Genomic DNA, 25091 nt, shown 5'->3' with positions numbered 1-25091 from the left:
CTATCTAAAGTGGTGGAGCTGGCGGGAGTTGAACCCGCGTCCGAAATTCCTACATCCTCGGTACTACATGCTTAGTCCAGTCTTTACATTCGCCGGTCAGCTGCGGACGGACACGCCACTAACAGACTAGCCTGATTGGATTTAACGCTTCAACCCCAGGCAGGGCATCCACGCGATCTCTTTTGGGTTTGACCTCTCTTGATCCCCGTCCTAAGAGCGGAGGCTAGGGAGAGAGGGCTCTAAGCAGGTTATTAAGCTGCTAGTGCGTAGTTTTCGTCGTTTGCGACTATTTTTTTGCGGCTTTTTACGAGGCCAACCGCCCCTCGGCATGCACCTTGGGTTTCGCGAATCCCGTCGAATCCAGAATCAGCCCCAAGAACGAACAAGTATAACAAAAATCAATTGCCGAATCCAGCGTTTAGCGATGAGCGTTCTTCATAATGCGCGCTTTATCCAGCTGCCATTCGCGATTTTTCACATCCTCGCGTTTGTCATGCTGTTTCTTACCGCGCGCGACGCCGATCTTAAGCTTACACCAGGCATTTTTCCAGTAGAGCGACAGGGCGACTACCGTATAGCCTTCGCGGTTAACGCGTCCGTAGAGGCTGTCCAGCTCGCGCTGGTTGAGCAGCAGTTTACGGTTGCGTGTGGGATCGCACACTACATGGCTGGAGGCGACCGCCAACGGCTGAAAGGTTGAGCCGAACAGATAGGCTTCGCCATCGCGCAGCAGAATATAACTGTCGCTAATGTTCGCCTTACCGGCACGGAGTGATTTTACTTCCCATCCCTGTAGCGCCAGCCCCGCTTCGAACTCTTCTTCAATGAAATATTCATGGCGGGCGCGTTTATTAAGGGCAATGGTGGCAGAACCGGGTTTATGTGATTTTTTCTTTGTCATAGTGCAACTTAGTTTACATCAGACCAGGGTTAATCGCATCCCCGACCCCATAGCCGCCGGGAAAAAAAGCTATTCTAGCACGCCTTGCGCCGGAGAGAATTTTTGTTTGACTGTTGAAAATGCTATTATTTGTACGTTTATGAATGACAGGAAACACTATGGCCCAGATTAGCCGTTCTGCGCTCGTGCCTTACAGCGCGAAGCAGATGTACCAGTTAGTTAACGATGTCGATGCGTACCCGGAGTTTCTGCCGGGCTGTACAGGGAGCCGCGTGCTGTCTGCTGCTGACGGCGAGATGACGGCGTCGGTTGACGTCTCTAAGGCTGGTATCAGCAAAACATTCGTTACCCGTAATACGCTGACGGATAATCAGAGTATTCGCATGCAGCTGGTAGAGGGTCCGTTTCGTAAGCTAACCGGCGGCTGGACGTTTACTTCACTGGGTGACGATGCCTGTAAGGTTGAGCTCAATCTGGAGTTTGAATTTACCAATATGTTGGTTGAGCTGGCCTTCGGTCGTATATTCAAAGAACTGGCAAACAGCATGGTTCAGGCTTTCACGCATCGGGCTAAAGAGGTTTATCGTGCCTGATATTACGGTTGAAGTGGTTTATGCGCTGCCTGAGAAGCAGTATCTGCGCCAGGTTAAACTGGCGGAAGGAAGCAGCGTAGAGCAGGCGATACGCGCATCAGGTTTACTGGAGCTGCGTCACGATATCGATCTGACACAGAATAAAATCGGCATTTATAGCCGTCCGGTAAAGTTGCAGGATGAGGTAAATGAGGGCGACCGCGTTGAGATCTACCGTCCGCTGATTGCCGATCCTAAAGAGCTACGCCGGCAGCGAGCCGAGCGCTCAGCGAAAAAATAAAGGCGCTTCGGCGCCTTTTTTGCTTTATCTGTCGACAGCTTAACGATCGTTAAGGTTGTTGCCGCTCAGGTTCGGTTTATTATCGATATTAGTCAGCACGTCGCTGCTGTCGAAAGTCAGCGTCAGCGTCTGTTGAGAAACTTTTTCATGGCCAGGCTGCTGGCGGAATACGTAATACCAGGTGCTACTGCCGAAAGGATCGCTCATCAACGGCGTACCCAGCGTATAAGCGACCTGCTGTTTGGTCATGCCAACGCGCAGCTTAGCGACGTCGGTAGAGGTCAGGTAGTTACCCTGATTGATATCAGGGCGATAAACCACGCGCTCCAGAGTGGAACAGCCAGCAGTCATCATGAGAAGTAACACTGCAGCAGCAGTCAGCGTTTTACAGCGCATCTATACATTCCTTTTTTGGGCTCAACGCCTTTCTCAGGCGAGTCGGGTGCCAGCACGGTCTGAACTCAGCCTGCGGTCATGGTATTCATTCAGGCGACAAGCTGTCGATAATAATAAACCTGACCGCAGTTGGAAACCTTTACAGAGCAAGCATATGACCGCAGGAATGTAAAAAAGTGCATATCAGGCGGCCAAAAGCTCTTTAGCATTCGCCAGCGTGTTACGCGTTACCTCGCTGCCGCCCAGCAAACGCGCCAGTTCCTGCAGGCGCGCCCGCTTGTCCAGCGGCTGCATATGGGTTTCGGTCATCGCGCCATCCGTCTCTTTGCTGACGAAGAAATGGTGATGACCACAGCCTGCCACCTGCGGTAGGTGAGTGACGCACATGACCTGGGTAGATTCGCCCAGCTGACGCAGCAGCTTGCCGACCACCGCCGCCGTCGGGCCGCTAATCCCCACGTCTACCTCATCGAAAATCAGCGCCGGCGTATCCATCTTACGCGCGGTAATTACCTGAATAGCTAAAGCGATACGAGACAGCTCGCCGCCGGAAGCCACTTTCGCCAGCGGCTGCAACGGCTGGCCGGGATTGGTGCTTACCCGGAAATCGATCCGATCGGCGCCTTCGGCGGTCAGCTGATCGGGGTTGAACTGTACGTTAATCATAAACTGGCCGTGCGGCATCGAAAGCGCGTGCATGCTTTCGGTAATCAGCTGGGTAAGCTCCTGCGCAAAGTGCGCGCGCTGCTCGTGTAGCTTCTGCGCGCTGGCCAGCGCGGCCTGATGATGCTGCGCAACCGCCATGCTCAGCGCTTCCTGATCGCTCTCCTGCTGCGAGAGCAGCTGCTCTTCCTCCAGCAGCTGCTGATAAAAGGCTGGCAGCGCTTCCGGCGCGACATGATGCTTACGCGCCAGGCTGATTTGACGTGACAGGCGCTGCTCCAGTTCATACAGACGGTTTGGATCGAGATCGAGACGATCGCAATAGTGACGCAGCTCATCGCTTGCCTCGCTGATCTGAATCGCCGCTTCTTCCAGCATATTCAGCACGCCGCCCAGCTTTTCATCCATGCTCACCAGCTCGCCCATCATCTGGCGTGCGGTATAGAGCAGGCTTTGCAGGTTGCTGTCGTCGCCGTCCGCCAGCAGATGCAGCGCCTGTTGGCTGGTTGATAATAACTGACCGCTGTTGGCGAGGCGTTTGTACTCTTCATCAATTTGCTCAAACTCGCCCGCCTGCGGAGCGAACTCGTTCAGCTCTTTCAGCTGGTATTGCAGCAGTTCGCGGCGCGCTTCGCGCTCCTGCATCTGTTGCTGATGCTGCGCCAGCGCGCGGCAGCTCTGGTTCCACTGGCGATAGTTAGCCGCCATGCTTTGCATCAGCAGCGGAAGATCGGCGTAGGCATCAAGCAGGGATTTTTGATGTTCCGGCTTCAGCAGCAGCTGGTGAGCATGCTGGCCGTGAATCTGGATCAGCAGCTGGCCCAGATCGCGCAGCTGTGAAAGCGGCACCGCCGTACCGTTAATAAAGCCGCGCGAACGCCCGTCGCTGCTGATCACCCGGCGCAGCAAGCACTCCTGGCCGTCGTCCAGCTGGTTTTCTTCCAGCCAGCGCTGGGCGGAAGGGGTATCTTTCAGATTAAAGCGGGCGCAGAGGTCGGCGCGAGCTGCGCCCTGGCGTACCATATCCGCTTCGGCCCGCCCGCCCAGGCAGAGGCCCAACGCATCAATAGCGATAGATTTACCGGCGCCGGTTTCGCCGGTAATCGCGGTCATGCCACGTTGAAAATCAATTTCCAGCTCGCGAACAATAGCAAAATTACTGATAGTGAGTTGGGCCAGCATATGCGCCTTCCTGTACATAAACACAGACATGGTTTTTCGTACAGTATAAACTGGTTTTTTATCCAGTAAAGTAGCGCGCCGCGCTTTTTAGAATAATTTTTTTGACCAGCCCAGCTTAGAGCTGAGCGTATTGAAGTAACTGTAATTCCTGGGATGAATCAGGCTCAGGTGGTAGTCGCTGCGTTTTATCAGCACATCTTCGCCCTCCTGAATAGGCAGCGCGATCTGGCTGTCGCAGCTGATTTCCAGATCATTGCGCATATGGGAAAAACGCAGGCGGATAGTGCTGCTGCTGTTTATCACCAGCGGGCGGGCGGAAAGCGTATGCGGGAACATCGGCACCAGCGCGATGGCATCAAGCGAGGGCGTTAAGATCGGGCCGCCCGCCGAAAGCGAATAGGCGGTGGAGCCGGTGGGCGTAGAGATAATCAGGCCGTCAGAACGCTGAGAGAAGGCAAAGCTCTCATCTATATATACTTCAAATTCAATCATATGCGCTACCTTGCCAGGATGCAGCACCACCTCGTTAATTGCGGTGCCGATGCGCGGCGCGCCGTCGCCGCGGCAGACCCGCGCCTCCAGCAGAAAGCGTTTCTCGCTGATATAGTCGCCCCGCAGCACGTCATCCAGCTGCTGCTGCGCGTTATCCGGATCGAGATCGGTAAGGAAACCCAGGTTGCCGCGGTTAATACCGATAACTTTAATGTCGTAGCGCGCCAGCACGCGCGCCGCGCCCAGCATATTGCCGTCGCCGCCCACCACCACGGCCAGATCGGCCCGCTGCCCGATATCCGCCAGCGAGCCGGTTTGTACCTGTTCCAGCGCCAGCTCGCGCGCGATTTGCTGTTCGATAATGACTTCATAACCTTTCTCGCTAAGCCAGCGCCAGAGCATTTCATGAGTGGTTAAAGCGGTGGGATGGCGCGGGTGGCCGACGATGCCGATGCACTGGAAAGGTTTGTTCATTATGCTGGATTCCTCTATTAGGCAAATCGCCCTGACATTGTGACCGGTTCCCTTGAAACCATAAATCTGATCCCCATAATAAGCGAACCAGCGAGATGAATGTGCAAAACGCGGAGAAATTCATGAGTAGTAAAGATCAGAACGCACCAAACGAGCAAGTCTCAGACGAGATTGAAATGGAACAGCAGCAGAACGATAGCGCAGAGACGCCGGAGGCTGAAGCAGAGGTGGCGGATCCGCGCGATGAACGCATCGCTCAGCTTGAAGAACAGCTGGCTGGCCTGCAAAACGGCGTGCGTGACGCTCAGCTGCGCGCGCAGGCGGAAATTGAGAATATCCGCCGCCGCACCGAGCAGGATGTTGAGAAAGCGCATAAGTTCGCTCTGGAAAAATTCGCCAATGAGCTGCTGCCGGTGATCGATAGCCTGGAGCGCGCGCTGGAAGTGGCTGATAAAAGCAACCCGGAACTGAGCGCGATGATTGAAGGCATCGAGCTGACGCTGAAGTCGCTGCTGGCGGCGGTACGTAAGTTCGGCGTGGAAGTGGTGGGCGAAATTAACGTACCTTTTAACCCGGATGTTCATCAGGCGATGTCGATGATGGAATCTGATGAGATAGCGCCGAACCACGTAATGATGGTGATGCAGCGCGGCTATACGCTTAACGGGCGTCTGTTGCGTCCGGCGATGGTTGCCGTAGCGAAAGCTAAAGGCTGATTTTGTTAACGCCGTGGCATGGTCACGGCGTTAAAGCGTCAGGGGAGACGCGGCGTCCAGTCGATCGGCGTCTCACCCTGCTGTAGCAGAATTTCGTTGGTGCGGGAAAAATGTCGGCAGCCAAAAAATCCCCGGTGCGCTGAAAGCGGAGAAGGGTGCGGCGCCTTGAGCACATGATGGCGCTGCGTATCGATAATGCTGCCCTTTTTCTGCGCGTGCGAACCCCACAGTAAAAACACTACGTTATCGCGCTGCTCGTTTACCGCGGCGATCACCCGATCGGTAAAGGTTTCCCAGCCTAAGCGGGCATGGGAGTGCGCTTTACCCGCCTCCACGGTTAGCACCGTATTCAACAGCAGAATGCCCTGTTTCGCCCAGCTCTCCAGATAACCGTGATTCGGACGTTGAAAGCCGGGAATATCGCTTTCCAGCTCTTTGTACATATTCATTAATGAAGGCGGGATCGCCACGCCCGGTCTGACGCTAAATGCCAGTCCGTGCGCCTGATTCGGCCCGTGATAAGGATCCTGACCCAGCATCACCACTTTTACGTCGCTCAGCTCGGTTAAACGAAAAGCGTTAAAAACATCTTCTTTTGGCGGATAGATAGTCACGCCGGCGGCACGCTCCTGCGCTACCGTCTTTAGCGTTTCAACAAAGTAAGGCTGTTCTTTTTCCGTCGCCAGTACGTCATGCCAGGTTATTGCTTTGCCCATGACACTCTCCCTTTCTTATAAATAAAACATCAGAGTAGCGACTCTGCGCCAGCGAGCAAGCCTTTAAAAAAAATTGAAAATTTACAAAAAAATTCAAAGGTAAAATTTGATTTAAAACAAAAATTTAGCTTCGGCGCCAATTTGCTTTGGAGGATTTTATTGACCTGGGTCAAAGTTGGCGCAAGCGGGCGTTGGTATATAAAGAGTCGGATGTTGTTTAAACGCAAGCCTGACGCCAACAACGGCGTAGGTATCAGTACGCCTGGGAGGCAATTATGATTACAGGTATTCAAATTACAAAAACCGATAATAACGCGCTGCTCAACTCATTCTGGTTGCTGGACGACGAAAAAGACGAAGCGCGCTGTGTTTGTGCAAAAGGTGATTACAGCGAAGATCAGATTGTGGCGGTCAGCGATCTGGGACAGTTCGAGTATCGTGAAGTTCCGCTGGAAATGAAACCGCAGGTACGCGTGGAAGGCGGTCAGCACCTGAACGTTAACGTGCTGCGTCGTGAAACGCTGGAAGATGCCGTTAAGCATCCGGAAAATTATCCGCAGCTGACTATCCGCGTATCAGGCTATGCCGTACGTTTTAACTCACTGACGCCGGAACAGCAGCGAGACGTGATTACCCGTACCTTTACAGAAAGCCTGTAAGGTAAAAAGCGGTTTCCTGAACGACGGCGCGTTGAAAAAACAGCCGTCGATGTCACCAGGGTAAATTTATATAAAACAAATAATTATAGTGTTTATCTGCGGCATGACGGGCGGGAAATTGCCTTTTCAGGCCGCCTGAGCGCAGCCTGGCCTGACAATAGCTATTATATTGCTTCTTATTTGCGAAAAAACCGCCGTTAAACGGCGGTTTTTTTATGGGCGGGATAATTATTCAGCGTTCTCGTTCTTGTTTTCGCTGGCGCCGTTGCCTGCTGCGGAAGGCTTACGTCGCTTACCGATATTTTTCCGGTCGCGATGGCGCACCTTAACGCGCGGTTTTTTCTCTTCTTCTTTTTTCTTCTCTTTTTCTTTACGTTTCGCCAGTACCTTTTTCGACGGTTTGCCTTTTAGCTTCTGACTGGGCGCGCGCGTGACCGGGCGCAGTTCATCAATGGTGCGCGCCTTAAGCGGCTCGCTGATATAGCGGCTGATTTTTTCCAGCAGCAAGGTATCATGCGCCTCCACCAGCGACAGCGCGGTGCCTTTGCGTCCGGCGCGTCCGGTACGTCCGATACGGTGCAGATAAACGTCTGCGGTACGCGGTAGATCGAAGTTGAATACGTGGCTGACATCATCAACGTCGATGCCGCGCGCGGCAACGTCGGTCGCTACCAGCACATTAACGCGTCCGTCCATCAGGCGCTTCAGCGCTTCGTTACGCTTCGCCTGTACCATTTCGCCTTCCAGGTAGCTTGCCTGGATGCCGGCTTCGCGCAGCCAGCCGACCAGCTCATGCACGCGCTCACGTTTGCGCACGAATACGATCGAGCGGGTTGCTTCCGGCTGCTTCAGCAGATGCACCAGCAGTTTGGTTTTATGGACGATATCATCCGCGCGATAGTACCACTGCTGGATTTTTTTACGCTCGCGGCGCGAGGGATCGGAATCAATCTCTACCGGTTCGTTCAGCAGACGTTCGGCAAAATCTTTAATGCCTTCGCCTTCCAGCGTGGCGGAGAAGAGCAGCGTCTGTTTACGCCAGCGCGTCTCGGCGGCGATGGTTTCGATATCCTGGGCAAAGCCCATATCCAGCATGCGATCCGCTTCGTCGAGGATCAAAATTTCTACGGCCCGGCAGTCGAAGTTTTCTTCTTTGATGTACTGCAACAGGCGCCCCGTGGTGGCGACCACCACATCCTGGTTTTCACTGAACACTTCGGCATGGTTCATATAGGCCACGCCGCCGGTGATCGTTGCGATATCCAGCTGAGTATGTTTTGCCAGCTCCTGCGCCTGATCGGCTACCTGCATTGCCAGCTCGCGCGTCGGCGTCAGAATCAGCACGCGCGGCGGCCCTGATTTTTTACGCGGAAAGTCCAGCAGATGCTGTAGCGCCGGCAACAGGTAGGCAGCCGTTTTCCCGGTCCCGGTTGGTGCTGAACCCAGCACGTCGCGTCCATCCAGCGCGGCGGGGATCGCTTCGGCCTGAATAGCGGTGGGGCGGGAAAAGCCTTTATCCTGCAGAGCGTCCAGCAGGCTTTCATCAAGTTCGAGTTCGGAAAATGTGGTTGCGGTCATGGTCTACCTCAGTTTGGGGCGCTGATTATAGACAGATTGGCGGCGATCTTCATCTGTTTGTCGGCAGTTTATGGCTTTTAACCCATTCTTATTTCCCCTATGCTGGCTGCGTTTTTGTTTCTGGTCCCGATTATGTCGCAATCAAAACCGCCATTACGTGGCAACGGCTTTACTTTTAAACGTTTTTTTATCGCTCACGATCGCTGTGCGATGAAAGTGGGTACGGACAGTATTTTACTGGGCGCGTGGGCGCCGGTCGCGCAGGCGAGCCGTATTCTCGATATCGGCACCGGCAGCGGCCTGCTGGCGCTGATGCTGGCGCAGCGTACCGCAGAGAGGGTGGAGATCGATGCCGTCGAGCTGGATGGCGCGGCGGCGTCGCAGGCGGCGGACAATGCGGCGCAGTCGCCCTGGGCGGCGCGTATTCATATCCATCAGGCTGATATTGTTAGCTGGGCGCAGCAGCAGGAGCGGCGCTACGCGCTGATCGTCAGCAATCCGCCCTATTATGCGCCCGGAGCTGCCTGCTCAAGCGCCGCGCGCGATCGCGCTCGTGCTACCCACAGCCTGACCCACGACGACCTGCTGCGCAGCGCGGAGGCGCTGATTAGCGAAGATGGCTTTTTCTGCGTGGTGCTGCCGGAGGAGGAGGGGAAGAGCTTTATCTCGCTGGCGCTGGCGCACGGCTGGCATTTACGCTTTCGCAATGACGTGGCGGAAATTGAGGCGCGGCCGCCGCATCGCGTGCTGCTGGCATTCTCGCCCGCCTCAGGCGAACTGCTGCAGGAGCGCACTGTGATTCGCGGGCCAGACCGCAGCTACTCGCCTGCCTTTTGCAGTCTGACCCAGGATTTCTATCTGTTTATGTAGCCCGGCGGCGTCAGGATAGTTGGGCCGGACTGCGGCAGCGCCGCAGGGTAGTCAAGGGTGTAATGTAGCCCGCGGCTCTCCTTGCGCTGCATGGCGCAGCGGACGATCAGCTCCGCCACCTGCGCCAGATTGCGCAGCTCCAGCAGGTTATTGGAAATGCGGAAATGGCGGTAATACTCCTCAATCTCCTGCTGGAGCAGAGCGATGCGGCGGCTGGCGCGCTGCAGGCGTTTGCTGGTGCGTACGATGCCGACATAGTCCCACATAAACAGCCGCAGTTCGTGCCAGTTATGCTGAATTACCACCCGTTCGTCGGAATCATCCACCTGGCTCTCATCCCAGGCGGGCAGCCGATCGACGCGCTCAGTTTGCGCCAGCGTCGCCAGCATATCCTCCGCCGCCGACCAGCCATACACCAGGCACTCCAGCAGCGAGTTGGAAGCCATGCGGTTGGCGCCATGCAGGCCGGTATAGCTGACCTCGCCAATAGCGTACAGCCCGTCGACGTCGGTGCGCCCGTGGCGATCGACCATGACGCCGCCGCAGGTGTAGTGCGCCGCCGGCACTACCGGGATCGGCTCGCGCGTTAAATCAAAGCCCAGCGAGCGCAGCTTTTCATCAATCATCGGGAAATGGGCGCGAATAAACCCGGCGGGCTGGTGGCTGATATCCAGATACATACAGTCGGCGCCCAGCCGCTTCATCTCGTGATCGATAGCGCGGGCGACGATATCGCGCGGCGCCAGCTCGGCGCGTGAATCGAAGTCGGGCATAAAGCGGCTGCCGTCCGGGCGACGCAGCAGCGCGCCTTCGCCGCGCAGCGCCTCGGTGAGCAGAAAATTACGCGCCTGGGGATGATACAGGCAGGTGGGATGGAACTGGTTAAACTCCAGGTTCGCCACGCGGCAGCCTGCGCGCCACGCCATGGCGATACCATCGCCGGAGGCGACGTCAGGGTTCGTGGTGTACTGGTACACCTTCGCCGCGCCGCCGGTAGCCAGCACCACGGCGCGCGCGCTGCAGGTTTCCACCCGCTCCAGATTGCGGTTCCAGATCCATGCGCCCAGTACGCGACGGGGGCCGCACAGGCCGAGTCGGTCAGAGAGGATAAGATCGACCGCGTTGGTGCGCTCAAGGATGCGGATGTTTGGGTGACTTAACGCCTGCGCTACCAGCGTGGTAACGACCTCGCGTCCGGTAGCGTCGGCGCTGTGCAGAATGCGGCGATGGCTGTGGCCGCCTTCGCGCGTCAGGTGATAGCGCTGCTCGCCGTCGGGCTGCGTCTCTTTATCGAAGTCGACGCCATGCTCGATTAGCCACTCGACGCAGTGGCGGGCGTTACGGGCGATAAAATCAACCGCGTCGCGTTCGCACAGCCCGCCGCCGGCAATCAGCGTATCTTCCACGTGCGCTTCAATGCTGTCCATTTCATCGAAAACGGCCGCAATGCCGCCCTGCGCATAGAAGCTGGATCCTTCGCTGACCGGCCCTTTGCTAAGTACGGTGACCTGCTGCGTCGCTGCCAGACGTAGCGCCAGAGAGAGGCCCGCCGCGCCGCTGCCAATAATCAAAACGTCACACTGATAATCGGATTTTTCGCTCATGATGTTTAATTTACTAAACAAGTGGTGCTGAGAGCATAAGTAAAAAACAGCGTTTAAAAAAGCGCTAAAAGAAAGTGAAGGTGCGATCCAGCGCAATGCAAACCGGCTTTAGGTTATGACAGGCTACTGTCCGTTGCCTTCTTGTTTACTATGATTAACAAAGCGCAATAAGTGCGCTTTAGTGATGAAAATGTCATGCGCATCAGGTACTCTGCGGCTTACGCCCGGTATCCGGTTTACTATGAACAAACACAGCAGCGGCGTACACTATTTCTGGCATGCTCAATAATCCTGACGTGTAAAACCCGGTGACGTAACAAAAAAGTGGCGTAACTGAACTATTGTCTTATGGCTGGCTCTAATGAGGGCTTGCTCATAAAGTTGAGTGATTGCTGGTGGTTCATTTACGCGTGGAGAATGATTTGGGGAGACATTACCTCGGATGAGCGAGCAATTAACGGATCAGATTCTCGTTGAGCGGGTACAGAAAGGAGATCAGAAGTCATTCAATTTACTGGTTGTTCGTTACCAGCATAAAGTGGCGAGCCTGGTTTCACGTTACGTTCCGTCAGGCGACGTACCGGATGTGGTACAGGAATCTTTTATCAAAGCGTATCGCGCGCTGGATTCTTTCCGCGGCGATAGCGCATTTTACACCTGGCTATACCGAATTGCCGTTAATACCGCGAAGAACTATCTGGTTGCTCAGGGACGTCGCCCGCCGTCCAGCGATGTAGACGCGATGGAGGCGGAAAACTTCGAAAGCGCCGGCGCGCTGAAAGAAATATCGAACCCAGAGAACTTAATGTTGTCTGATGAGTTGAAACAGATAGTGTTCCGTACCATTGAGTCGCTTCCGGAGGATTTGCGCATGGCAATTACCCTGCGGGAGTTGGATGGTTTAAGCTATGAAGAGATAGCTGCCATTATGGATTGTCCGGTAGGCACCGTGCGCTCGCGCATTTTTCGCGCGCGAGAGGCCATCGATAACAAAGTTCAACCGCTTATCCAACGTTAGCGATAACGGATACAGGAAGGGTACTAAGGCATGCAGAAAGAAAAACTTTCCGCTTTAATGGATGGCGAAACTTTGGACAACGAAGTGATCTCCGCATTGTCTAAAGACGCTAAACTGCAACAAAGCTGGGAAAGCTATCATCTTATCCGCGATACGCTGCGTGGCGACATCGGCGAAACCGTGCATATTGATATTGCCGCACGCGTAGCCGCCGCCATTGAACAGGAGCCTGCGCACGGCGTCGCTACGCTGATCCCGGAAGCGCAGCCGCAGCCCGACCGCTGGGAAAAAATGCCCTTCTGGAAGAAGCTGCGTCCCTGGGCGGCGCAAATTACCCAGGTCGGCGTTGCCGCCTGCGTGTCGCTGGCGGTGATTGTCGGCGTTCAGCACTACAATCAACCGCAGGAAACGGGCGAATCGCCAGAAGCGCCGGTGTTCAACACCCTGCCGATGATGGGCAAAGCGTCGCCGGTAAGCCTGGGCGTTCCCTCTGACAGCTTTGATACCAATAGCTCAAGCCGTCAGGTGCAGGAGCAGCGCCGTCGGGTAAACGCCATGCTGCAGGATTACGAGCTGCAGCGTCGTTTGCATACTGAACAGATGCAGTTTGATCCGCATGGTCCGCAGCAGGCGCAGGTTCAGGTTCCAGGAAATCAGTCGTTAGGAATACAGCAGCAGTAATGAAGCAGCTCTGGTGTGCCGTTAGCCTTCTGGCTGGCGGCCTGTTTTATTCATCCGTCGCCCCGGCGCAGGAAACTGCATCCGGGGCGTTGTTGCAACAGATGGAACAGGCCAGCCAGTCCCTCAACTACGAACTCGCTTATATCAACGTCTCGCGGCTGGGTATTGAATCGCTGCGCTATCGTCATGCGGTGATTGATAACAAAATCTACGCCCAGCTGCTGCAGATGGACGGCCCGCGCCGGGAGGTTATTCAGCGCGGAAACGATGTCAGCTATTTTGAGCCGGGGCTTGAGCCGTTTTCTTTACCCGGATCGCATATTGTCGATGCGCTGCCGGCGGTGGTCTACGCCGATTTCCAACGCCTGACTTCCAGCTACGATTTTGTACCGGTAGGCCGTACGCGCATTGCCGATCAGCTGTGCGAGGTGGTGCGCATCGTGGCGCGCGACGGTACGCGCTACAGCTACATCATCTGGCTCGACAGCGAAACTAAATTGCCGCTGCGTATCGATCTGCTCGATCGCGACGGCGAAACGCTGGAGCAGTATCGCGTGGTCAGCTTTGCCGTCGATGATGGCGTACGCAACCTGATGCAGGGGCTGAAAAACGCTAATCTGCCGCCTTCGCTGTCGGTGCCGAAGAACCAGAAAGTGTCATTTAGCTGGCGCCCTGGCTGGCTTCCTGCCGGCATGAAAGAAATCGCTCAAAGCCGTCGTGCGCTGCCGGCAATCAATAAGCCGGTAGAATCAAGGTTTTACTCGGACGGGCTGTTTAGTTTCTCGATTAACGTCAGTCCGGCGGATAAAAGCAGCGTCACGCAGCTGTTGCGTACCGGCCGTCGAACGGTGCAAACTGCGTCGCGCAATAACGCTGAAATTACCATTGTCGGCGAGCTGCCGCCCGCAACCGCGAAGCGGATCGCCGACAGTATTAACTTAGGTACGCCACGATGATGAGAGAATGGGCCACGGTAGTCGCGTGGCAGGACGGCATCGCCACGCTGCATTCAGAAATTAAAACCAGCTGTAGCGGCTGCTCGGCCCGCAAAGGGTGCGGCAGCGCCATGCTCAACAAGCTGGGGCCGAAAGATGCGCACGTGATGCAGATTGCCAGCGAAAAGCCGCTGCAGCCGGGCCAGCGCGTTGAGCTGGGCATTCGTGAGAGCAGCCTGCTGAGTTCGGCGCTGCTGGTCTATATGACGCCGCTGGCAGGGCTGTTTCTTCTCTCCGGGCTGTTTCAGATGCTGTTTCACAGCGATCTGGCGGCGGCCTGCGGCGCGCTGCTGGGCGGCATCGGCGGTTTTATCGTTGCCAAAGGGGTTTCCGCGCGTTTTGGCGATCGCGAAGCCTTCCAGCCGGTTATTCTTAACATTATGCTGCCTGCCGACGCGATCCGCGTTGAACAAGAATCGCTGTGATTTTTCGCCGGGCGATTCAACTCGCCTGGCATAGCGCCAGCGCTTTTTTGGCGCGTCTTTACGTCAAATAAGCTATCATCCCGTTTTCCTTGCTTTATCTCCCGGCGCGATGATTCCACCACCCTGATATGTCGTGTACAATGCGCCATTCGGGCCGTCTCCGCCTGTGATATTACACGCTCTCCTGAGGTTGTATCGCGAGAGTTTCAGCATTTGTAAGGCAGAAAAACCTCCATAATGAAGCATATAAGAAACTTTTCGATCATCGCGCACATTGACCACGGTAAATCCACCTTATCCGATCGTCTGATCCAGATCTGCGGCGGTTTAACCGAGCGCGAAATGGCGGCGCAGGTTCTGGACTCTATGGATCTGGAGCGCGAGCGCGGCATCACGATTAAGGCGCAGAGCGTTACGCTCGATTACAAGGCGCAGAACGGCGAAACTTACCAGCTCAATTTTATCGATACCCCAGGCCACGTTGACTTCTCTTACGAAGTATCGCGTTCGCTGGCCGCCTGCGAAGGCGCGCTGCTGGTGGTGGATGCAGGTCAGGGCGTGGAAGCGCAGACGCTGGCTAACTGCTACACCGCCATGGAAATGGATCTGGAAGTGGTGCCGGTACTGAACAAAATCGATTTGCCGGCGGCCGAGCCCGATCGCGTCTCCCAGGAGATCGAAGATATCGTCGGCATCGACGCGACGGATGCGGTGCGCTGTTCGGCGAAAACCGGCGTCGGCGTCCCTGAAGTGCTGGAGCGTCTGGTTCGCGATATTCCGCCGCCGGAAGGCGACCCGGACGGTCCGCTGCAGGCGCTGATCATCGATTCCTGGTTTGATAACTACCTGGGCGTGGTTTCGCTGGTGCGGATTAAAAACGGCACGCTGCGCAAGGGCGAAAAGATTAAGGTGATGAGTACCGGTCAGCAGTACAACGCCGATCGCCTGGGCATCTTTACGCCGAAGCAGGTGGATCGCGATGCGCTGCACTGCGGCGAGGTAGGCTGGCTGGTGTGCGCCATCAAAGATATCCTCGGCGCGCCGGTAGGCGATACCCTGACCGGCGCTAAGCTGCCGGCGGATAAGGCGCTGCCGGGCTTTAAAAAAGTGAAGCCGCAGGTTTATGCCGGCCTGTTCCCAATCAGCTCCGATGATTACGAAGCCTTCCGCGATGCGCTGGGCAAGCTGAGCCTGAATGACGCCTCGCTGTTCTACGAGCCGGAAAGCTCGACGGCGCTCGGCTTTGGCTTCCGCTGCGGCTTCCTCGGCCTGCTGCATATGGAGATCATTCAGGAGCGCCTGGAGCGGGAATACGATCTCGATCTGATCACCACCGCGCCGACCGTCGTATATGAAGTGGAAACCACCGGCGGCGAGGTAATCTATGTCGACAGCCCCTCCAAGCTGCCGCCGTTGAATAATATCAGCGAGCTGCGCGAGCCGATCGCCGAATGTCATATGCTGCTGCCGCAGGAGTATCTGGGCAACGTGATCACGCTGTGCGTAGAGAAACGCGGCGTGCAGACCAATATGGTTTATCACGGCAACCAGGTGGCGCTGACTTACGAAATTCCCATGGCGGAAGTGGTGCTGGACTTCTTTGACCGGCTGAAATCGACGTCGCGCGGCTATGCCTCGCTGGATTATAATTTCAAACGCTTCCAGGCCTCCGACATGGTGCGCGTGGATGTGCTGATCAACACCGAGCGCGTCGATGCGCTGGCGCTGATTACCCACCGCGATAACTCGCAGTATCGCGGGCGCGAGCTGGTGGAAAAGATGAAAGATCTGATCCCGCGTCAGCAGTTCGATATTGCTATCCAGGCGGCGATTGGCAACCACATTATTGCGCGCTCGACGGTCAAACAGCTGCGTAAAAACGTGCTGGCTAAATGCTACGGCGGCGACGTCAGCCGTAAGAAAAAGCTGCTGCAGAAGCAGAAAGAAGGTAAAAAAAGGATGAAACAGGTAGGTAACGTCGAGCTGCCGCAGGAAGCATTCCTCGCTATTCTGCACGTAGGCAAAGACAGCAAATAAGGGATATTTAATGGCTAATATGTTCGCCCTGATTCTGGCGATAGCAACGCTGATAACCGGAATCATCTGGTGTATCGATAAGGTTAAATTTGCGCCCGCGCGTCGGGCGTTACGCGCGCAGGTTCTGGCGCAGACCGCAGGTACGCCGGATGAAAAAGCGCAGCTTAACGTCACGCCCCGCTCAGGCTGGGTAGAGACGCTGGCGTCAATATTTCCGGTGCTGGCTGTGGTGTTTATAGTACGTTCGTTCGTCTATGAGCCGTTTCAGATCCCCTCCGGTTCGATGATGCCTACGCTGCTGATCGGCGATTTTATTGTGGTAGAGAAGTTTGCCTACGGCCTGAAAGATCCCATCACCCAGACGACGCTCATTCCTACCGGGCATCCGCAGCGCGGCGATATCGTGGTGTTTAAATATCCGCGCGATACCAGCCTCGACTATATCAAGCGCGTAATCGGCGTGCCGGGCGATCGGGTCACCTATGATGCGCTGAATAAAACCCTGACGGTAATGCCGGCGTGCGCAGGCGATGAGCCGTGTACGAAAGCGTTGCCGGTTACCTACTCTGATGTGGAGCCGAGTCCGTTTATTCAGACCTTCGGCGGCTATGGCGGCAGGGTCACCAGCGGCGGCTTCTGGCCGGTGCCGCTGAACGAAAGCATGCCTGACGGTATTCGTCTGGATATGCGCAAGGAGACGCTGGGCGACGTTACCCACAATATTTTACTGCGGGAAGATGCGTCGAATGACAGCAGAAACTATTATCAGCAGGCGGGCAGTCCGCAGTCCAGCTGGCTGGTACCGGAAGGGCACTATTTTATGATGGGCGATAACCGTGATAACAGCGCTGACAGCCGTTACTGGGGTTTTGTACCGGAAAAAAATATCGTCGGCAAAGCTACCGGTATCTGGATGAGCTTTGAGAAGCAGGAAGGGCAGTGGCCTACGGGCGTTCGCCTGAGTCGTATTGGCGGCATCCACTAATCCGGGCCGTCTGTAAAACGGGTGGCTTCCTCTGTTCGGGAAGCCACTGCAAACGAAACTGTTTAGCGTTGATTAGCCTCAGCCCTGTTTCGTATGCAGCATAATTGACGCATTATTGAAATTGGTATCGCATGAATCCCATCCTCACGAATAAGCTGCAGCGAAAGCTGGGCTACACTTTTACTCATCAGGAACTACTGCAGCAGGCGTTAACCCACCGCAGCGCCAGCAGCAAACACAACGAGCGCCTTGAGTTTCTCGGCGATTCTATCCTGAGCTTCGTTATCGCTAATGCGCTTTACCACCGCTTTCCGCGGGTGGATGAGGGCGATATGAGCCGGATGCGCGCTACGCTGGTGCGCGGCAATACGCTGGCGGAAATGGCGCGTGAATTTGATTTAGGCGAATGTTTGCGTCTGGGACCGGGCGAGCTGAAAAGCGGCGGTTTTCGTCGTGAATCGATCCTCGCGGACACTGTTGAGGCGCTGATCGGCGGCGTGTTTCTCGACAGCGATATTCAGACGGTAGAAAAGCTGATCCTCAGCTGGTATCAAAGCCGCCTCGATCAGATCAGTCCGGGCGATAAACAGAAAGATCCAAAAACGCGTCTGCAGGAGTATCTGCAGGGTCGCCATCTGCCGCTGCCCTCCTATCTGGTGGTGCAGGTGCGTGGCGAAGCGCATGACCAGGAATTTACCATTCACTGTCAGGTGAGCGGCATGGCGGAACCGGTGGTGGGCACCGGATCGAGCCGTCGCAAAGCTGAACAGGCAGCCGCTGAACAGGCGCTGATTAAGCTGGGACTCGAATGAGCGAACAAGAGATGCACTGCGGCTTTATTGCCATTGTCGGCCGCCCGAACGTAGGGAAATCAACGCTGCTGAACCAGCTGCTGGGGCAGAAGGTTTCCATTACCTCGCGTAAACCGCAAACCACGCGCCACCGCATTATGGGCATCCATACCGAAGGCGCGTATCAGGCGATTTATGTTGATACCCCCGGCCTGCATATTGAAGAGAAACGCGCCATCAACCGTTTGATGAACCGCGCCGCCAGCAGCTCCATCGGCGACGTGGAGCTGATTATCTTTGTGGTGGAAGGCACGCGCTGGACCGCCGATGATGAGATGGTGCTCAACAAGCTGAAAGAGAACAAGGTGCCGGTGCTGTTGGCGATCAACAAGGTCGACAACATCACCGATAAATCGATTCTGCTGCCGCATATGCAGTTCCTCAGCCAGCAGATGGATTTTATGGATGTGGTGCCGATCTCCGCCGAAAGCGGAAAAAATGTCGATACCATCGCGGCGATCGTGCGCAAGCGCCTGCCGGCGGCGGATCATCACTTCCCGGAAGATTATATTACCGACCGCTCGCAGCGTTTTATGGCCTCGGAGATTATCCGCGAGAAGCTGATGCGCTTTCTCGGTGCCGAGCTGCCCTATTCGGTAACGGTGGAAATTGAGCGCTTCGTCACCAATGAGCGCGGCGGCTATGATATCCACGGCCTGATTCTGGTTGAGCGCGAAGGCCAGAAAAAGATGGTGATCGGCAACAAAGGCGCCAAGATCAAAACCATCGGCATCGAAGCGCGCAAAGATATGGAAGAGCTGTTCGAGGTGAAAGTGCATCTTGAACTTTGGGTTAAAGTGAAGTCCGGCTGGGCAGATGACGAGCGTGCGCTGCGTAGCCTGGGCTACGTTGACGATCTCTGATTGCTGAATGGAAGGCTGGCAGCGCGCTTTTGTTCTGCACGGGCGTCCGTGGAGCGAAACCAGCCTGATGCTGGATCTCTTCACGGAGAGCCTGGGACGAGTGCGCGTTATCTCTAAGGGCGCGCGTTCCAAACGCTCCCATCTTAAGGGGGCGCTTCAGCCCTTTACGCCGTTGCTGGTGCGCTGGAGCGGGCGCGGCGAGGTTAAAACGCTGCGCAACGTTGAGGCGGTGTCGCTGGCGCTGCCGCTAGGCGGCACCGCTCTTTACTGCGGCCTCTACGTCAACGAGCTGCTGGCGCGCGTGCTGCAGCATGAAACTCCCTTTCCCGAACTCTTCTTCGATTATCTTCACTGCATTCAGGCGCTGGCGCAGGCCAACGGCAGCCCGGAACCGGCGCTGCGCCGCTTCGAGCTGGCGCTGCTTGGGCATATGGGCTATGGCGTTGACTTTCTTCACTGCGCGGGAACCGGCGAAGAGATTGCAGATAACATGACCTATAGCTATCGTGAAGAAAAAGGCTTTATTGCCAGCCTGGTCGTCAACCAGCGCAGCTTTACCGGACGACAGCTGCGGGCGCTTTATGAGCGAGAGTTTCCCGACGGCGATACATTACGCGCCGCGAAACGCTTTACCCGTATGGCGCTGAAGCCCTGGCTGGGCGGTAAGCCGTTAAAAAGCCAGGAGCTGTTTCGTCAGTTCATACCGAAAAAACGTGCTGACGCGGCGGAAGATAACCAGGCGTGAACCCAGCGCGCCGCAGGGGCGGCGGCGCTGCCTGAATTATTGCTACATTTGAGGTTTTGTCATGGCTGAACTGTTATTAGGCGTCAACATCGATCATATCGCCACGGTGCGTAACGCGCGCGGCACCCACTATCCCGATCCGGTACAGGCCGCTTTCGTTGCCGAGCAGGCGGGCGCGGACGGCATCACCGTGCATCTGCGTGAAGATCGCCGTCATATCACCGATCGCGACGTGCGTCTGCTGCGTCAGACTATTGAGACGCGCATGAATCTGGAAATGGCGGTAACCGACGAGATGGTCGATATCGCCTGCGAGCTGAAGCCGCACTTCTGTTGCCTGGTGCCGGAAAAACGTCAGGAAGTGACCACCGAAGGCGGGCTGGACGTGGCGGGGCAGCTGGAGAAAGTCAGCGCGGCGGTAACGCGCCTGAGCGCGGCGGGCATTCAGGTATCGCTGTTTATTGACGCCGATGAGCGGCAAATTGATGCCGCCGTAGCTGCAGGCGCGCCCTTTATTGAAATCCATACCGGCGCCTACGCCGATGCGCAAGAGGGCAGCGCGCGCGCGGCCGAGCTGGCGCGCATCGCGCATGCGGCCCGCTACGCGGCGGCGAAAGGGTTGAAGGTCAATGCCGGGCACGGCCTGACCTACCACAACGTGCTGCCCATCGCCGTGCTGCCGGAAATGCATGAGCTGAATATCGGTCACGCGATTATCGGACGCGCGCTGATGAGCGGGCTGGCTGATGCGGTAAAAGAGATGAAGCTGCTGCTGCGGGAAGCGCGTCGCTAATGGCCATTCTGGGGCTGGGCACCGATATCGTTGAGATCGAACGTATCGAAGGGGTGATCTCCCGTTCGGGCGATCGGCTGGCGCGTCGCGTGCTCAGCGAAAACGAGTGGCGGCAGTATCAGGCGCATCAGCAGCCGGTGCGCTTTCTGGCGAAACGCTTCGCCGTTAAAGAAGCGGCGGCGAAGGCGTTCGGCACCGGCATCCGCGGCGGGCTGGCGTTCAATCAGTTTGAGGTCTATAACGATGCGCTCGGCAAGCCGGAGCTGCGTTTCTTTCAGCAGGCGGCGGAGCAGGCGGAAAAAATGGGAGTGCGCAGCGTACACGTTACGCTGGCGGACGAGCGCCACTACGCCTGTGCAACGGTGATTATCGAAGGATGAGGCGGCGACGCCTCACACCGCGTCATGGTGGATCAGCACAAATTTTTCCCACAGGTGTTCGCGGGTTTCATTATGGGCCGGATCGGGCAGGATAGTATTATCGATCGGGCAGACGCTGACGCAGGTCGGGGTGTCATAATGGCCTACGCATTCGGTACACAGCCAGGGATCGATCATATAGATCTCATCGCCCATCGATATCGCCTGGTTCGGGCACTCCGGCTCGCACATATCGCAGTTAATACATTTTTTGGTAATCAGTAACGCCATAATGTTTCCGGTCCCGCCTGAATAACGTAAAGCGCGGCCATTATACGCCCGGCGACAGATCATACCAGTTTTTTTACCAGCGCCTCGCTGTGGCGAATATAGCTGGAGGCGCGCTCCGCATCCTGCTGCACCAGCGCCATAAACAGCAAATCGGTTAGCGCCAGCTGGGCGGAAGTAGAGGAGATCGCCGCGCTGCGGGTGCTCTGTTCTTCCGCAACGGTATAGAGACAGTGGGTGGCGCACTGCTGTAGCGTATTGGGCGTAAAGCCGGTAAAGGCCAGCACCCAGGCGCCGACGCGCGCCGCCTCCTGCGCGGCCAGGTTGATCTCCCGGCGTTCGCCGCTGTAAGAGATAGCCAGCAGCAGATCGCCAGCGCGTAGCGCCTGCACGCTGGCTAACAGCGCGTGCATATCCTGTTCGGCCACCGCGCTGATGCCGATCTTCATCAGCTTCCAGGAGAAATCTTTCGCCACCAGCCCGGAAGCGCCGATACCCACCAGCACGATACGCCCGGCCCGCTTAATTAAATCGAGCGTCTCCAGCAGCTTATCTTCGCTGTTAATATCCAGCGTGGCGCGAATTGCGGAAACTTTCTCGGTAAACAGCTTCTCTCCCACTACCTTAAGCGGGTCGCCGCTGAGAATATGGTTGTGTACGGTAATGGCTTCTTTCGCCCGTAGCGATTCGCTCAGCGCCAGCTTTAACGCCGGAAAACCTTTATAGCCCAGTTTCTGGGCGAATTTCACCACGCTGGACTGGCTGACGCCCGCCTCCAGCGCCAGGCGCGGCGAACTGAGCTGGCAGGCATGAGCAGGCTGCGCCAGAAGATAATCGGCCAGCCGACGCTCATTCAGCGCCAGCCCAGGGTAGAGCTGACGGATGCGTAACAGGGCACTCATGGCTGACTCCTTGCAACAGAATTAGCGGGGAACAGAAGCGCAATGCTTGCCGCTTTATGGACAGAGTAAACAGGCTGTCTGCTAAAGAATAAGCATAAACCCTTGATTATGTAATTTTATAACGCGGATCAAAGCGGATGCCAACTTACATTGTATTGACGCCGCCGTTAGCCAGCCGCTGGCGACACTGTCTACACTATCAATTGCTGAGGCGAAAGGTTATCGAAGGGGAACGGTTTAATGGCGGATTCGCAACGACGAGTGGTGTTCTTCGATCTGGACGGCACTTTACATCAACAGGATATGTTCGGCACCTTTATGCGTTACCTGCTGTGGCGCCAGCCGCTGAATCTGCTGCTGCTGCTGCCGTTGCTGCCGGTGGTCGGCATTGGTCTGCTGGTGAAGGGGAGGGCGGCGCGCTGGCCGATGAGCCTGCTGCTCTGGTCGATCACCTTCGGGCATAGCGAAGCGGCGCTACAGCGGCGCGAGGCCAGCTTCGCCCGCTGGTTCCGCCAGCGCGTGGTGGCGTTTCCGGTGGTGCAGCAGCGGCTGACCGACTACCTCAGCAGCAGCGATGCCGATGTCTGGTTGATTACCGGCTCGCCGCAGCCGCTGGTGGAGCAGGTTTATTACGATTCCGCCTTTTTGCCGCGGGTAAAGCTGATCGCCAGCCAGATGGAGCGCGCCTGGGGCGGGCGCATTCTCAGCCTGCGCTGCCTCGGTCATGAAAAAGTGGCGCAGCTGGAAGAGAAAATCGGCACGCCGCTGCAGCTTTACAGCGGCTATAGCGACAGCAAGCAGGATAATCCGCTGCTGTTCTTCTGCCAGCACCGCTGGCGCGTTACGCCGCAGGGCGAGCTACAGCAGCTGGAATAATTGGGGCCGCAGGCGGGTTTGGTTATAATGCCAGCCGCATTTTTCCCCGCTGGAGAGTACCGTGAGCGAAATGAGTGATGAATACTGGATGCGCTATGCGCTACGGCTGGCGCATCGGGCGCGCGAGCAGGGCGAGGTTCCGGTAGGAGCGGTACTGGTGCAGGGCGATAAGGTGATTGGCGAAGGCTGGAATCGCCCGATAGGGCAGCACGATCCTACCGCGCATGCGGAGATGATGGCGCTGCGTCAGGGCGGCAAGGCGCTGGAGAATTATCGTCTGCTTGATACCACGCTCTACGTTACGCTGGAGCCGTGCATTATGTGCGCGGGCGCGATTGTCCACGGTCGTATCGGACGGCTGGTATTCGGCGCGCGCGACGGAAAAACCGGCGCCGCCGGATCGCTGCTGGATATACTGGGGCACCCCGGCATGAACCATCAGGTAAGGGTAGAGCACGGCGTGCTGGCCGACGAGTGCGCCGCCATGCTCAGCGATTTTTTCCGCATGCGGCGCGAACAGAAGCGGGCGCTGCGTCAGGCGCAGCGGGAAGCGCAGCAAACGCACTCCTCCTGAACCGCCGGCGTTAGTTCATGGCGATTTCGGGAGCTACCGCCGGATAGCCTTCACCCAGGGTGGCCTCCAGCGCTTTGCGCTGGGCCAGCTTCCTCTCCTGCTCCTGCAGGTAGCCCACCAGGCTGAGCTGATATTTACGGATATTTTCCACGTAATTATAGGCTTCATGGCCGCGCGCGTAGCCGTAGGTGGTCTGGCTGTAGTAACGCCGCTGGCTCAGCATCGGCAGGCGCAGCTTAACGTCTGCCCAGCTGTCGGGATTGGCGCCCTGTTTTTCCGTCAGCCTGCGCGCATCCAGCATATGGGCATAGCCCATATTGTAGGCCGCCAGCGCAAACCAGATGCGCTCATCTTCCGGCACCGAAGACGGCACTTTTTCCATCATGCGCAGCAGATATTCACTGCCGCCGCGAATGCTCTGTTCGGGATCGAGGCGATCCGCTACCCGCAGGCTGTCGGCGGTATTGCGCGTCAGCATCATCAGGCCGCGCACTCCGGTAGGCGAGGTAGCCTGCGGATTCCAGTGCGATTCCTGGTAAGAGATGGCGGCCAGCAGACGCCAGTCAATTTTCGTCGCGTAGCGTTCAAACAGCGGGCGGATATCGGGCAGCGTATCGTCGATAGCGCGCAGAAAAGTGCGGGCATCCACATAATCGAAAGCGCCAACGTGACCAAGATATTTCTCTTCCAGCCGCGCCATCGCGCCTTCTTCTTCCATCTGGCTGAAAAAGTCGAGCATCGCCGCATTCAGGCTGTCGTCATCTTCCCGCTGCGTATACCAGGTGACCGGCTCCTCATCGGTAATATCGAACGCCACCGCCAGCTGCGGATGAATGCGCTGCATCAGGCCGATGGTCACCGAATCGCCCACGGTGTAATCGAGCTCGCCGTCCGCTACCGCCTCCAGCAGCGCTTTCGGCCCCTGATCGGTAGAGATCGCCCAGTCCAGCTCCGGATACTGGTTCTCTTTAATATTACGCAGCGTCGACATATAGGCCGAGCCGGAAGCCACCGTCAGCCGTCCTTTCAGGTTGCCCAGGTTGCGCGGACGCGGCGTGCCGATGCGGTAAACCAGCTGCTGTGAAACCGAATAGTAGCTGGGGCCGGTGCGAAAGCGCGTCAGCCGCTCGCTGTTATAGATCAGTCCGGCGGCCAGCAGGTCGGCCTTGCCGTCATCCAGATCGTCAAACAGATCGTTGAGGCTCTGACGCACGTTGACCTGTAGCTCAACGCCTAAATAATCGGCGAAGCGCTTCGCCAGCTCATAATCCATTCCGGCCGGAGCATTATTGATGGTGTAGTAAGTCAGCGGAGAATTGATGGTGCTAATTCTTAGCACCCCCCGCGATTTTATCTGCGCGATCTTGTCCTGCTCTCCGCCGCGCCACGGGATGGTAGGCCAAAGCGCCATGGCCAGCAGCACGGTGATCAGTCCGATCAGCAAATAATTAATTTTCAGGCGTTTCAAATGGTTATCTCTCGGCGGCTCTCAGGCCTCTGTCTCGGCGGGCAGCATTTGTTATCTTTTAAAATCCCAGAGCGTGGGGCATTTTGCGCAACAAAGCGGTACAGAGC

At 56.6% G+C, this 25091-nt stretch carries 28 protein-coding genes and 1 other RNA gene; 18 read left to right on the top strand and 11 right to left on the bottom strand.

What is annotated here, in order from left to right; all coding sequences use genetic code 11:
- Positions 1–10: 10 nt before the first annotated feature.
- Positions 11–374, bottom strand: a transfer-messenger RNA (tmRNA) gene (ssrA, locus tag FKM52_RS10120).
- A gap of 44 nt (positions 375–418) precedes the next feature.
- Positions 419–901: an SsrA-binding protein SmpB gene (gene smpB / locus FKM52_RS10115; RefSeq protein ID WP_141176080.1), complete on the bottom strand. Its 483-nt coding sequence runs from the start codon at positions 899–901 to the stop codon at positions 419–421.
- 158 nt (positions 902–1059) lie between these two features.
- Here smpB and FKM52_RS10110 point away from each other — a divergent pair, with 158 nt between their 5' ends.
- Positions 1060–1494: a type II toxin-antitoxin system RatA family toxin gene (locus FKM52_RS10110; RefSeq protein ID WP_141176079.1), complete on the top strand. Its 435-nt coding sequence runs from the start codon at positions 1060–1062 to the stop codon at positions 1492–1494.
- Entirely contained in the window at positions 1487–1774 is a 288-nt protein-coding gene (locus FKM52_RS10105; RefSeq protein ID WP_141176078.1) for an RnfH family protein, read from the top strand. The genes FKM52_RS10110 and FKM52_RS10105 overlap by 8 nt, the downstream gene beginning before the upstream one ends.
- A 39-nt stretch (positions 1775–1813) precedes the next feature.
- Here the strand turns inward: FKM52_RS10105 and bamE are convergent, their stop codons facing one another.
- From bamE to nadK, 3 genes are all read right to left on the bottom strand, one after another.
- On the bottom strand, positions 1814–2170 hold the full coding sequence (gene bamE / locus FKM52_RS10100) for an outer membrane protein assembly factor BamE (RefSeq protein WP_141176077.1): 357 nt from the start codon (positions 2168–2170) through the stop codon (positions 1814–1816).
- Between the two features lie 183 nt (positions 2171–2353).
- The gene (gene recN, locus FKM52_RS10095) at positions 2354–4015 is read right to left on the bottom strand and encodes a DNA repair protein RecN (RefSeq protein ID WP_141176076.1); all 1662 of its coding nucleotides are present in this window, start codon (positions 4013–4015) and stop codon (positions 2354–2356) included.
- A gap of 87 nt (positions 4016–4102) precedes the next feature.
- A complete protein-coding gene (nadK, locus tag FKM52_RS10090; protein WP_141176075.1) occupies positions 4103–4981 on the bottom strand; it encodes an NAD(+) kinase in 879 nt (292 codons plus the stop codon).
- Between the two features lie 122 nt (positions 4982–5103).
- Between nadK and grpE the strand changes: the two genes are divergently transcribed.
- Entirely contained in the window at positions 5104–5697 is a 594-nt protein-coding gene (gene grpE / locus FKM52_RS10085; RefSeq protein WP_141176074.1) for a nucleotide exchange factor GrpE, read from the top strand.
- A gap of 38 nt (positions 5698–5735) precedes the next feature.
- On the opposite strand, the gene ung is transcribed toward grpE, so the two are convergent.
- Complete coding sequence (ung, locus tag FKM52_RS10080) at positions 5736–6413, bottom strand: uracil-DNA glycosylase (protein WP_141176073.1); 678 nt, start codon at positions 6411–6413, stop codon at positions 5736–5738.
- Between the two features lie 275 nt (positions 6414–6688).
- Between ung and grcA the strand changes: the two genes are divergently transcribed.
- Positions 6689–7072, top strand: coding sequence for an autonomous glycyl radical cofactor GrcA (gene grcA, locus FKM52_RS10075; protein WP_141176072.1), 384 nt, complete (start codon positions 6689–6691; stop codon positions 7070–7072).
- Between the two features lie 228 nt (positions 7073–7300).
- On the opposite strand, the gene srmB is transcribed toward grcA, so the two are convergent.
- On the bottom strand, positions 7301–8650 hold the full coding sequence (gene srmB, locus FKM52_RS10070) for an ATP-dependent RNA helicase SrmB (RefSeq protein ID WP_141176071.1): 1350 nt from the start codon (positions 8648–8650) through the stop codon (positions 7301–7303).
- Positions 8651–8782: 132 nt separating this feature from the next.
- Here srmB and trmN point away from each other — a divergent pair, with 132 nt between their 5' ends.
- Positions 8783–9520 (top strand): tRNA(1)(Val) (adenine(37)-N(6))-methyltransferase TrmN, encoded by a 738-nt coding sequence (gene trmN, locus FKM52_RS10065; RefSeq protein ID WP_141176070.1) that lies wholly within the window; start codon positions 8783–8785, stop codon positions 9518–9520.
- On the opposite strand, the gene nadB is transcribed toward trmN, so the two are convergent.
- Positions 9505–11124 (bottom strand): L-aspartate oxidase, encoded by a 1620-nt coding sequence (gene nadB, locus FKM52_RS10060; protein ID WP_141176069.1) that lies wholly within the window; start codon positions 11122–11124, stop codon positions 9505–9507. The two genes, trmN and nadB, sit on opposite strands and share 16 nt — an antisense overlap.
- A 442-nt stretch (positions 11125–11566) precedes the next feature.
- On the opposite strand from nadB, the gene rpoE reads away from it, so the two are divergent.
- From rpoE to acpS, 11 genes are all read left to right on the top strand, one after another.
- Positions 11567–12142 (top strand): RNA polymerase sigma factor RpoE, encoded by a 576-nt coding sequence (gene rpoE, locus FKM52_RS10055; RefSeq protein WP_103060111.1) that lies wholly within the window; start codon positions 11567–11569, stop codon positions 12140–12142.
- Positions 12143–12172: 30 nt separating this feature from the next.
- Positions 12173–12823: an anti-sigma-E factor RseA gene (rseA, locus tag FKM52_RS10050; RefSeq protein ID WP_141176068.1), complete on the top strand. Its 651-nt coding sequence runs from the start codon at positions 12173–12175 to the stop codon at positions 12821–12823.
- A complete protein-coding gene (rseB, locus tag FKM52_RS10045; protein ID WP_141176067.1) occupies positions 12823–13779 on the top strand; it encodes a sigma-E factor regulatory protein RseB in 957 nt (318 codons plus the stop codon). The genes rseA and rseB overlap by 1 nt, the downstream gene beginning before the upstream one ends.
- Positions 13776–14243, top strand: coding sequence for a SoxR-reducing system protein RseC (gene rseC / locus FKM52_RS10040; RefSeq protein ID WP_141176066.1), 468 nt, complete (start codon positions 13776–13778; stop codon positions 14241–14243). Before rseB ends, rseC begins: the two co-directional genes overlap by 4 nt.
- Before the next feature lie 237 nt (positions 14244–14480).
- On the top strand, positions 14481–16280 hold the full coding sequence (gene lepA / locus FKM52_RS10035) for a translation elongation factor 4 (RefSeq protein ID WP_141176065.1): 1800 nt from the start codon (positions 14481–14483) through the stop codon (positions 16278–16280).
- 10 nt (positions 16281–16290) lie between these two features.
- Positions 16291–17265 (top strand): signal peptidase I, encoded by a 975-nt coding sequence (gene lepB, locus FKM52_RS10030; protein WP_141176064.1) that lies wholly within the window; start codon positions 16291–16293, stop codon positions 17263–17265.
- A 131-nt stretch (positions 17266–17396) separates the two neighbouring features.
- Positions 17397–18077, top strand: coding sequence for a ribonuclease III (gene rnc, locus FKM52_RS10025; RefSeq protein WP_141176063.1), 681 nt, complete (start codon positions 17397–17399; stop codon positions 18075–18077).
- Positions 18074–18979: a GTPase Era gene (gene era / locus FKM52_RS10020; protein WP_141176062.1), complete on the top strand. Its 906-nt coding sequence runs from the start codon at positions 18074–18076 to the stop codon at positions 18977–18979. Before rnc ends, era begins: the two co-directional genes overlap by 4 nt.
- Before the next feature lie 7 nt (positions 18980–18986).
- Positions 18987–19724, top strand: coding sequence for a DNA repair protein RecO (gene recO, locus FKM52_RS10015; RefSeq protein WP_141176061.1), 738 nt, complete (start codon positions 18987–18989; stop codon positions 19722–19724).
- Between the two features lie 61 nt (positions 19725–19785).
- Entirely contained in the window at positions 19786–20517 is a 732-nt protein-coding gene (gene pdxJ, locus FKM52_RS10010) for a pyridoxine 5'-phosphate synthase (protein ID WP_141176060.1), read from the top strand.
- Positions 20517–20897, top strand: coding sequence for a holo-ACP synthase (gene acpS, locus FKM52_RS10005; RefSeq protein ID WP_141176059.1), 381 nt, complete (start codon positions 20517–20519; stop codon positions 20895–20897). The genes pdxJ and acpS overlap by 1 nt, the downstream gene beginning before the upstream one ends.
- Positions 20898–20909: 12 nt before the next feature.
- Here the strand turns inward: acpS and FKM52_RS10000 are convergent, their stop codons facing one another.
- Both FKM52_RS10000 and FKM52_RS09995 read right to left on the bottom strand, forming a co-directional pair.
- Positions 20910–21167 carry a YfhL family 4Fe-4S dicluster ferredoxin gene (locus FKM52_RS10000; RefSeq protein ID WP_141176058.1) on the bottom strand — a complete coding sequence of 86 codons (258 nt, stop codon included), beginning with the start codon at positions 21165–21167 and terminating at the stop codon, positions 20910–20912.
- Between the two features lie 59 nt (positions 21168–21226).
- Positions 21227–22066, bottom strand: a complete 840-nt coding sequence (locus FKM52_RS09995) for a MurR/RpiR family transcriptional regulator (protein WP_141176057.1) — start codon at positions 22064–22066, stop codon at positions 21227–21229.
- A gap of 240 nt (positions 22067–22306) precedes the next feature.
- Here FKM52_RS09995 and yfhb point away from each other — a divergent pair, with 240 nt between their 5' ends.
- Positions 22307–22942, top strand: coding sequence for a phosphatidylglycerophosphatase C (gene yfhb, locus FKM52_RS09990; protein ID WP_141176056.1), 636 nt, complete (start codon positions 22307–22309; stop codon positions 22940–22942).
- A 70-nt stretch (positions 22943–23012) separates the two neighbouring features.
- Positions 23013–23516, top strand: a complete 504-nt coding sequence (gene tadA / locus FKM52_RS09985; RefSeq protein ID WP_377090247.1) for a tRNA adenosine(34) deaminase TadA — start codon at positions 23013–23015, stop codon at positions 23514–23516.
- A gap of 10 nt (positions 23517–23526) precedes the next feature.
- Here tadA and mltF read toward each other — a convergent pair whose 3' ends face one another.
- On the bottom strand, positions 23527–24984 hold the full coding sequence (mltF, locus tag FKM52_RS09980) for a membrane-bound lytic murein transglycosylase MltF (RefSeq protein ID WP_141176054.1): 1458 nt from the start codon (positions 24982–24984) through the stop codon (positions 23527–23529).
- Between the last annotated feature and the right edge of the window lie 107 nt (positions 24985–25091).

Origin of the sequence: Mixta tenebrionis (assembly GCF_006517625.1) — a bacterium.
Lineage (GTDB): Bacteria > Pseudomonadota > Gammaproteobacteria > Enterobacterales > Enterobacteriaceae > Mixta > Mixta tenebrionis.
The sequence above is the reverse complement of the archived record's forward strand: the minus strand, read 5'-3'. Positions and strand labels throughout refer to the sequence as shown.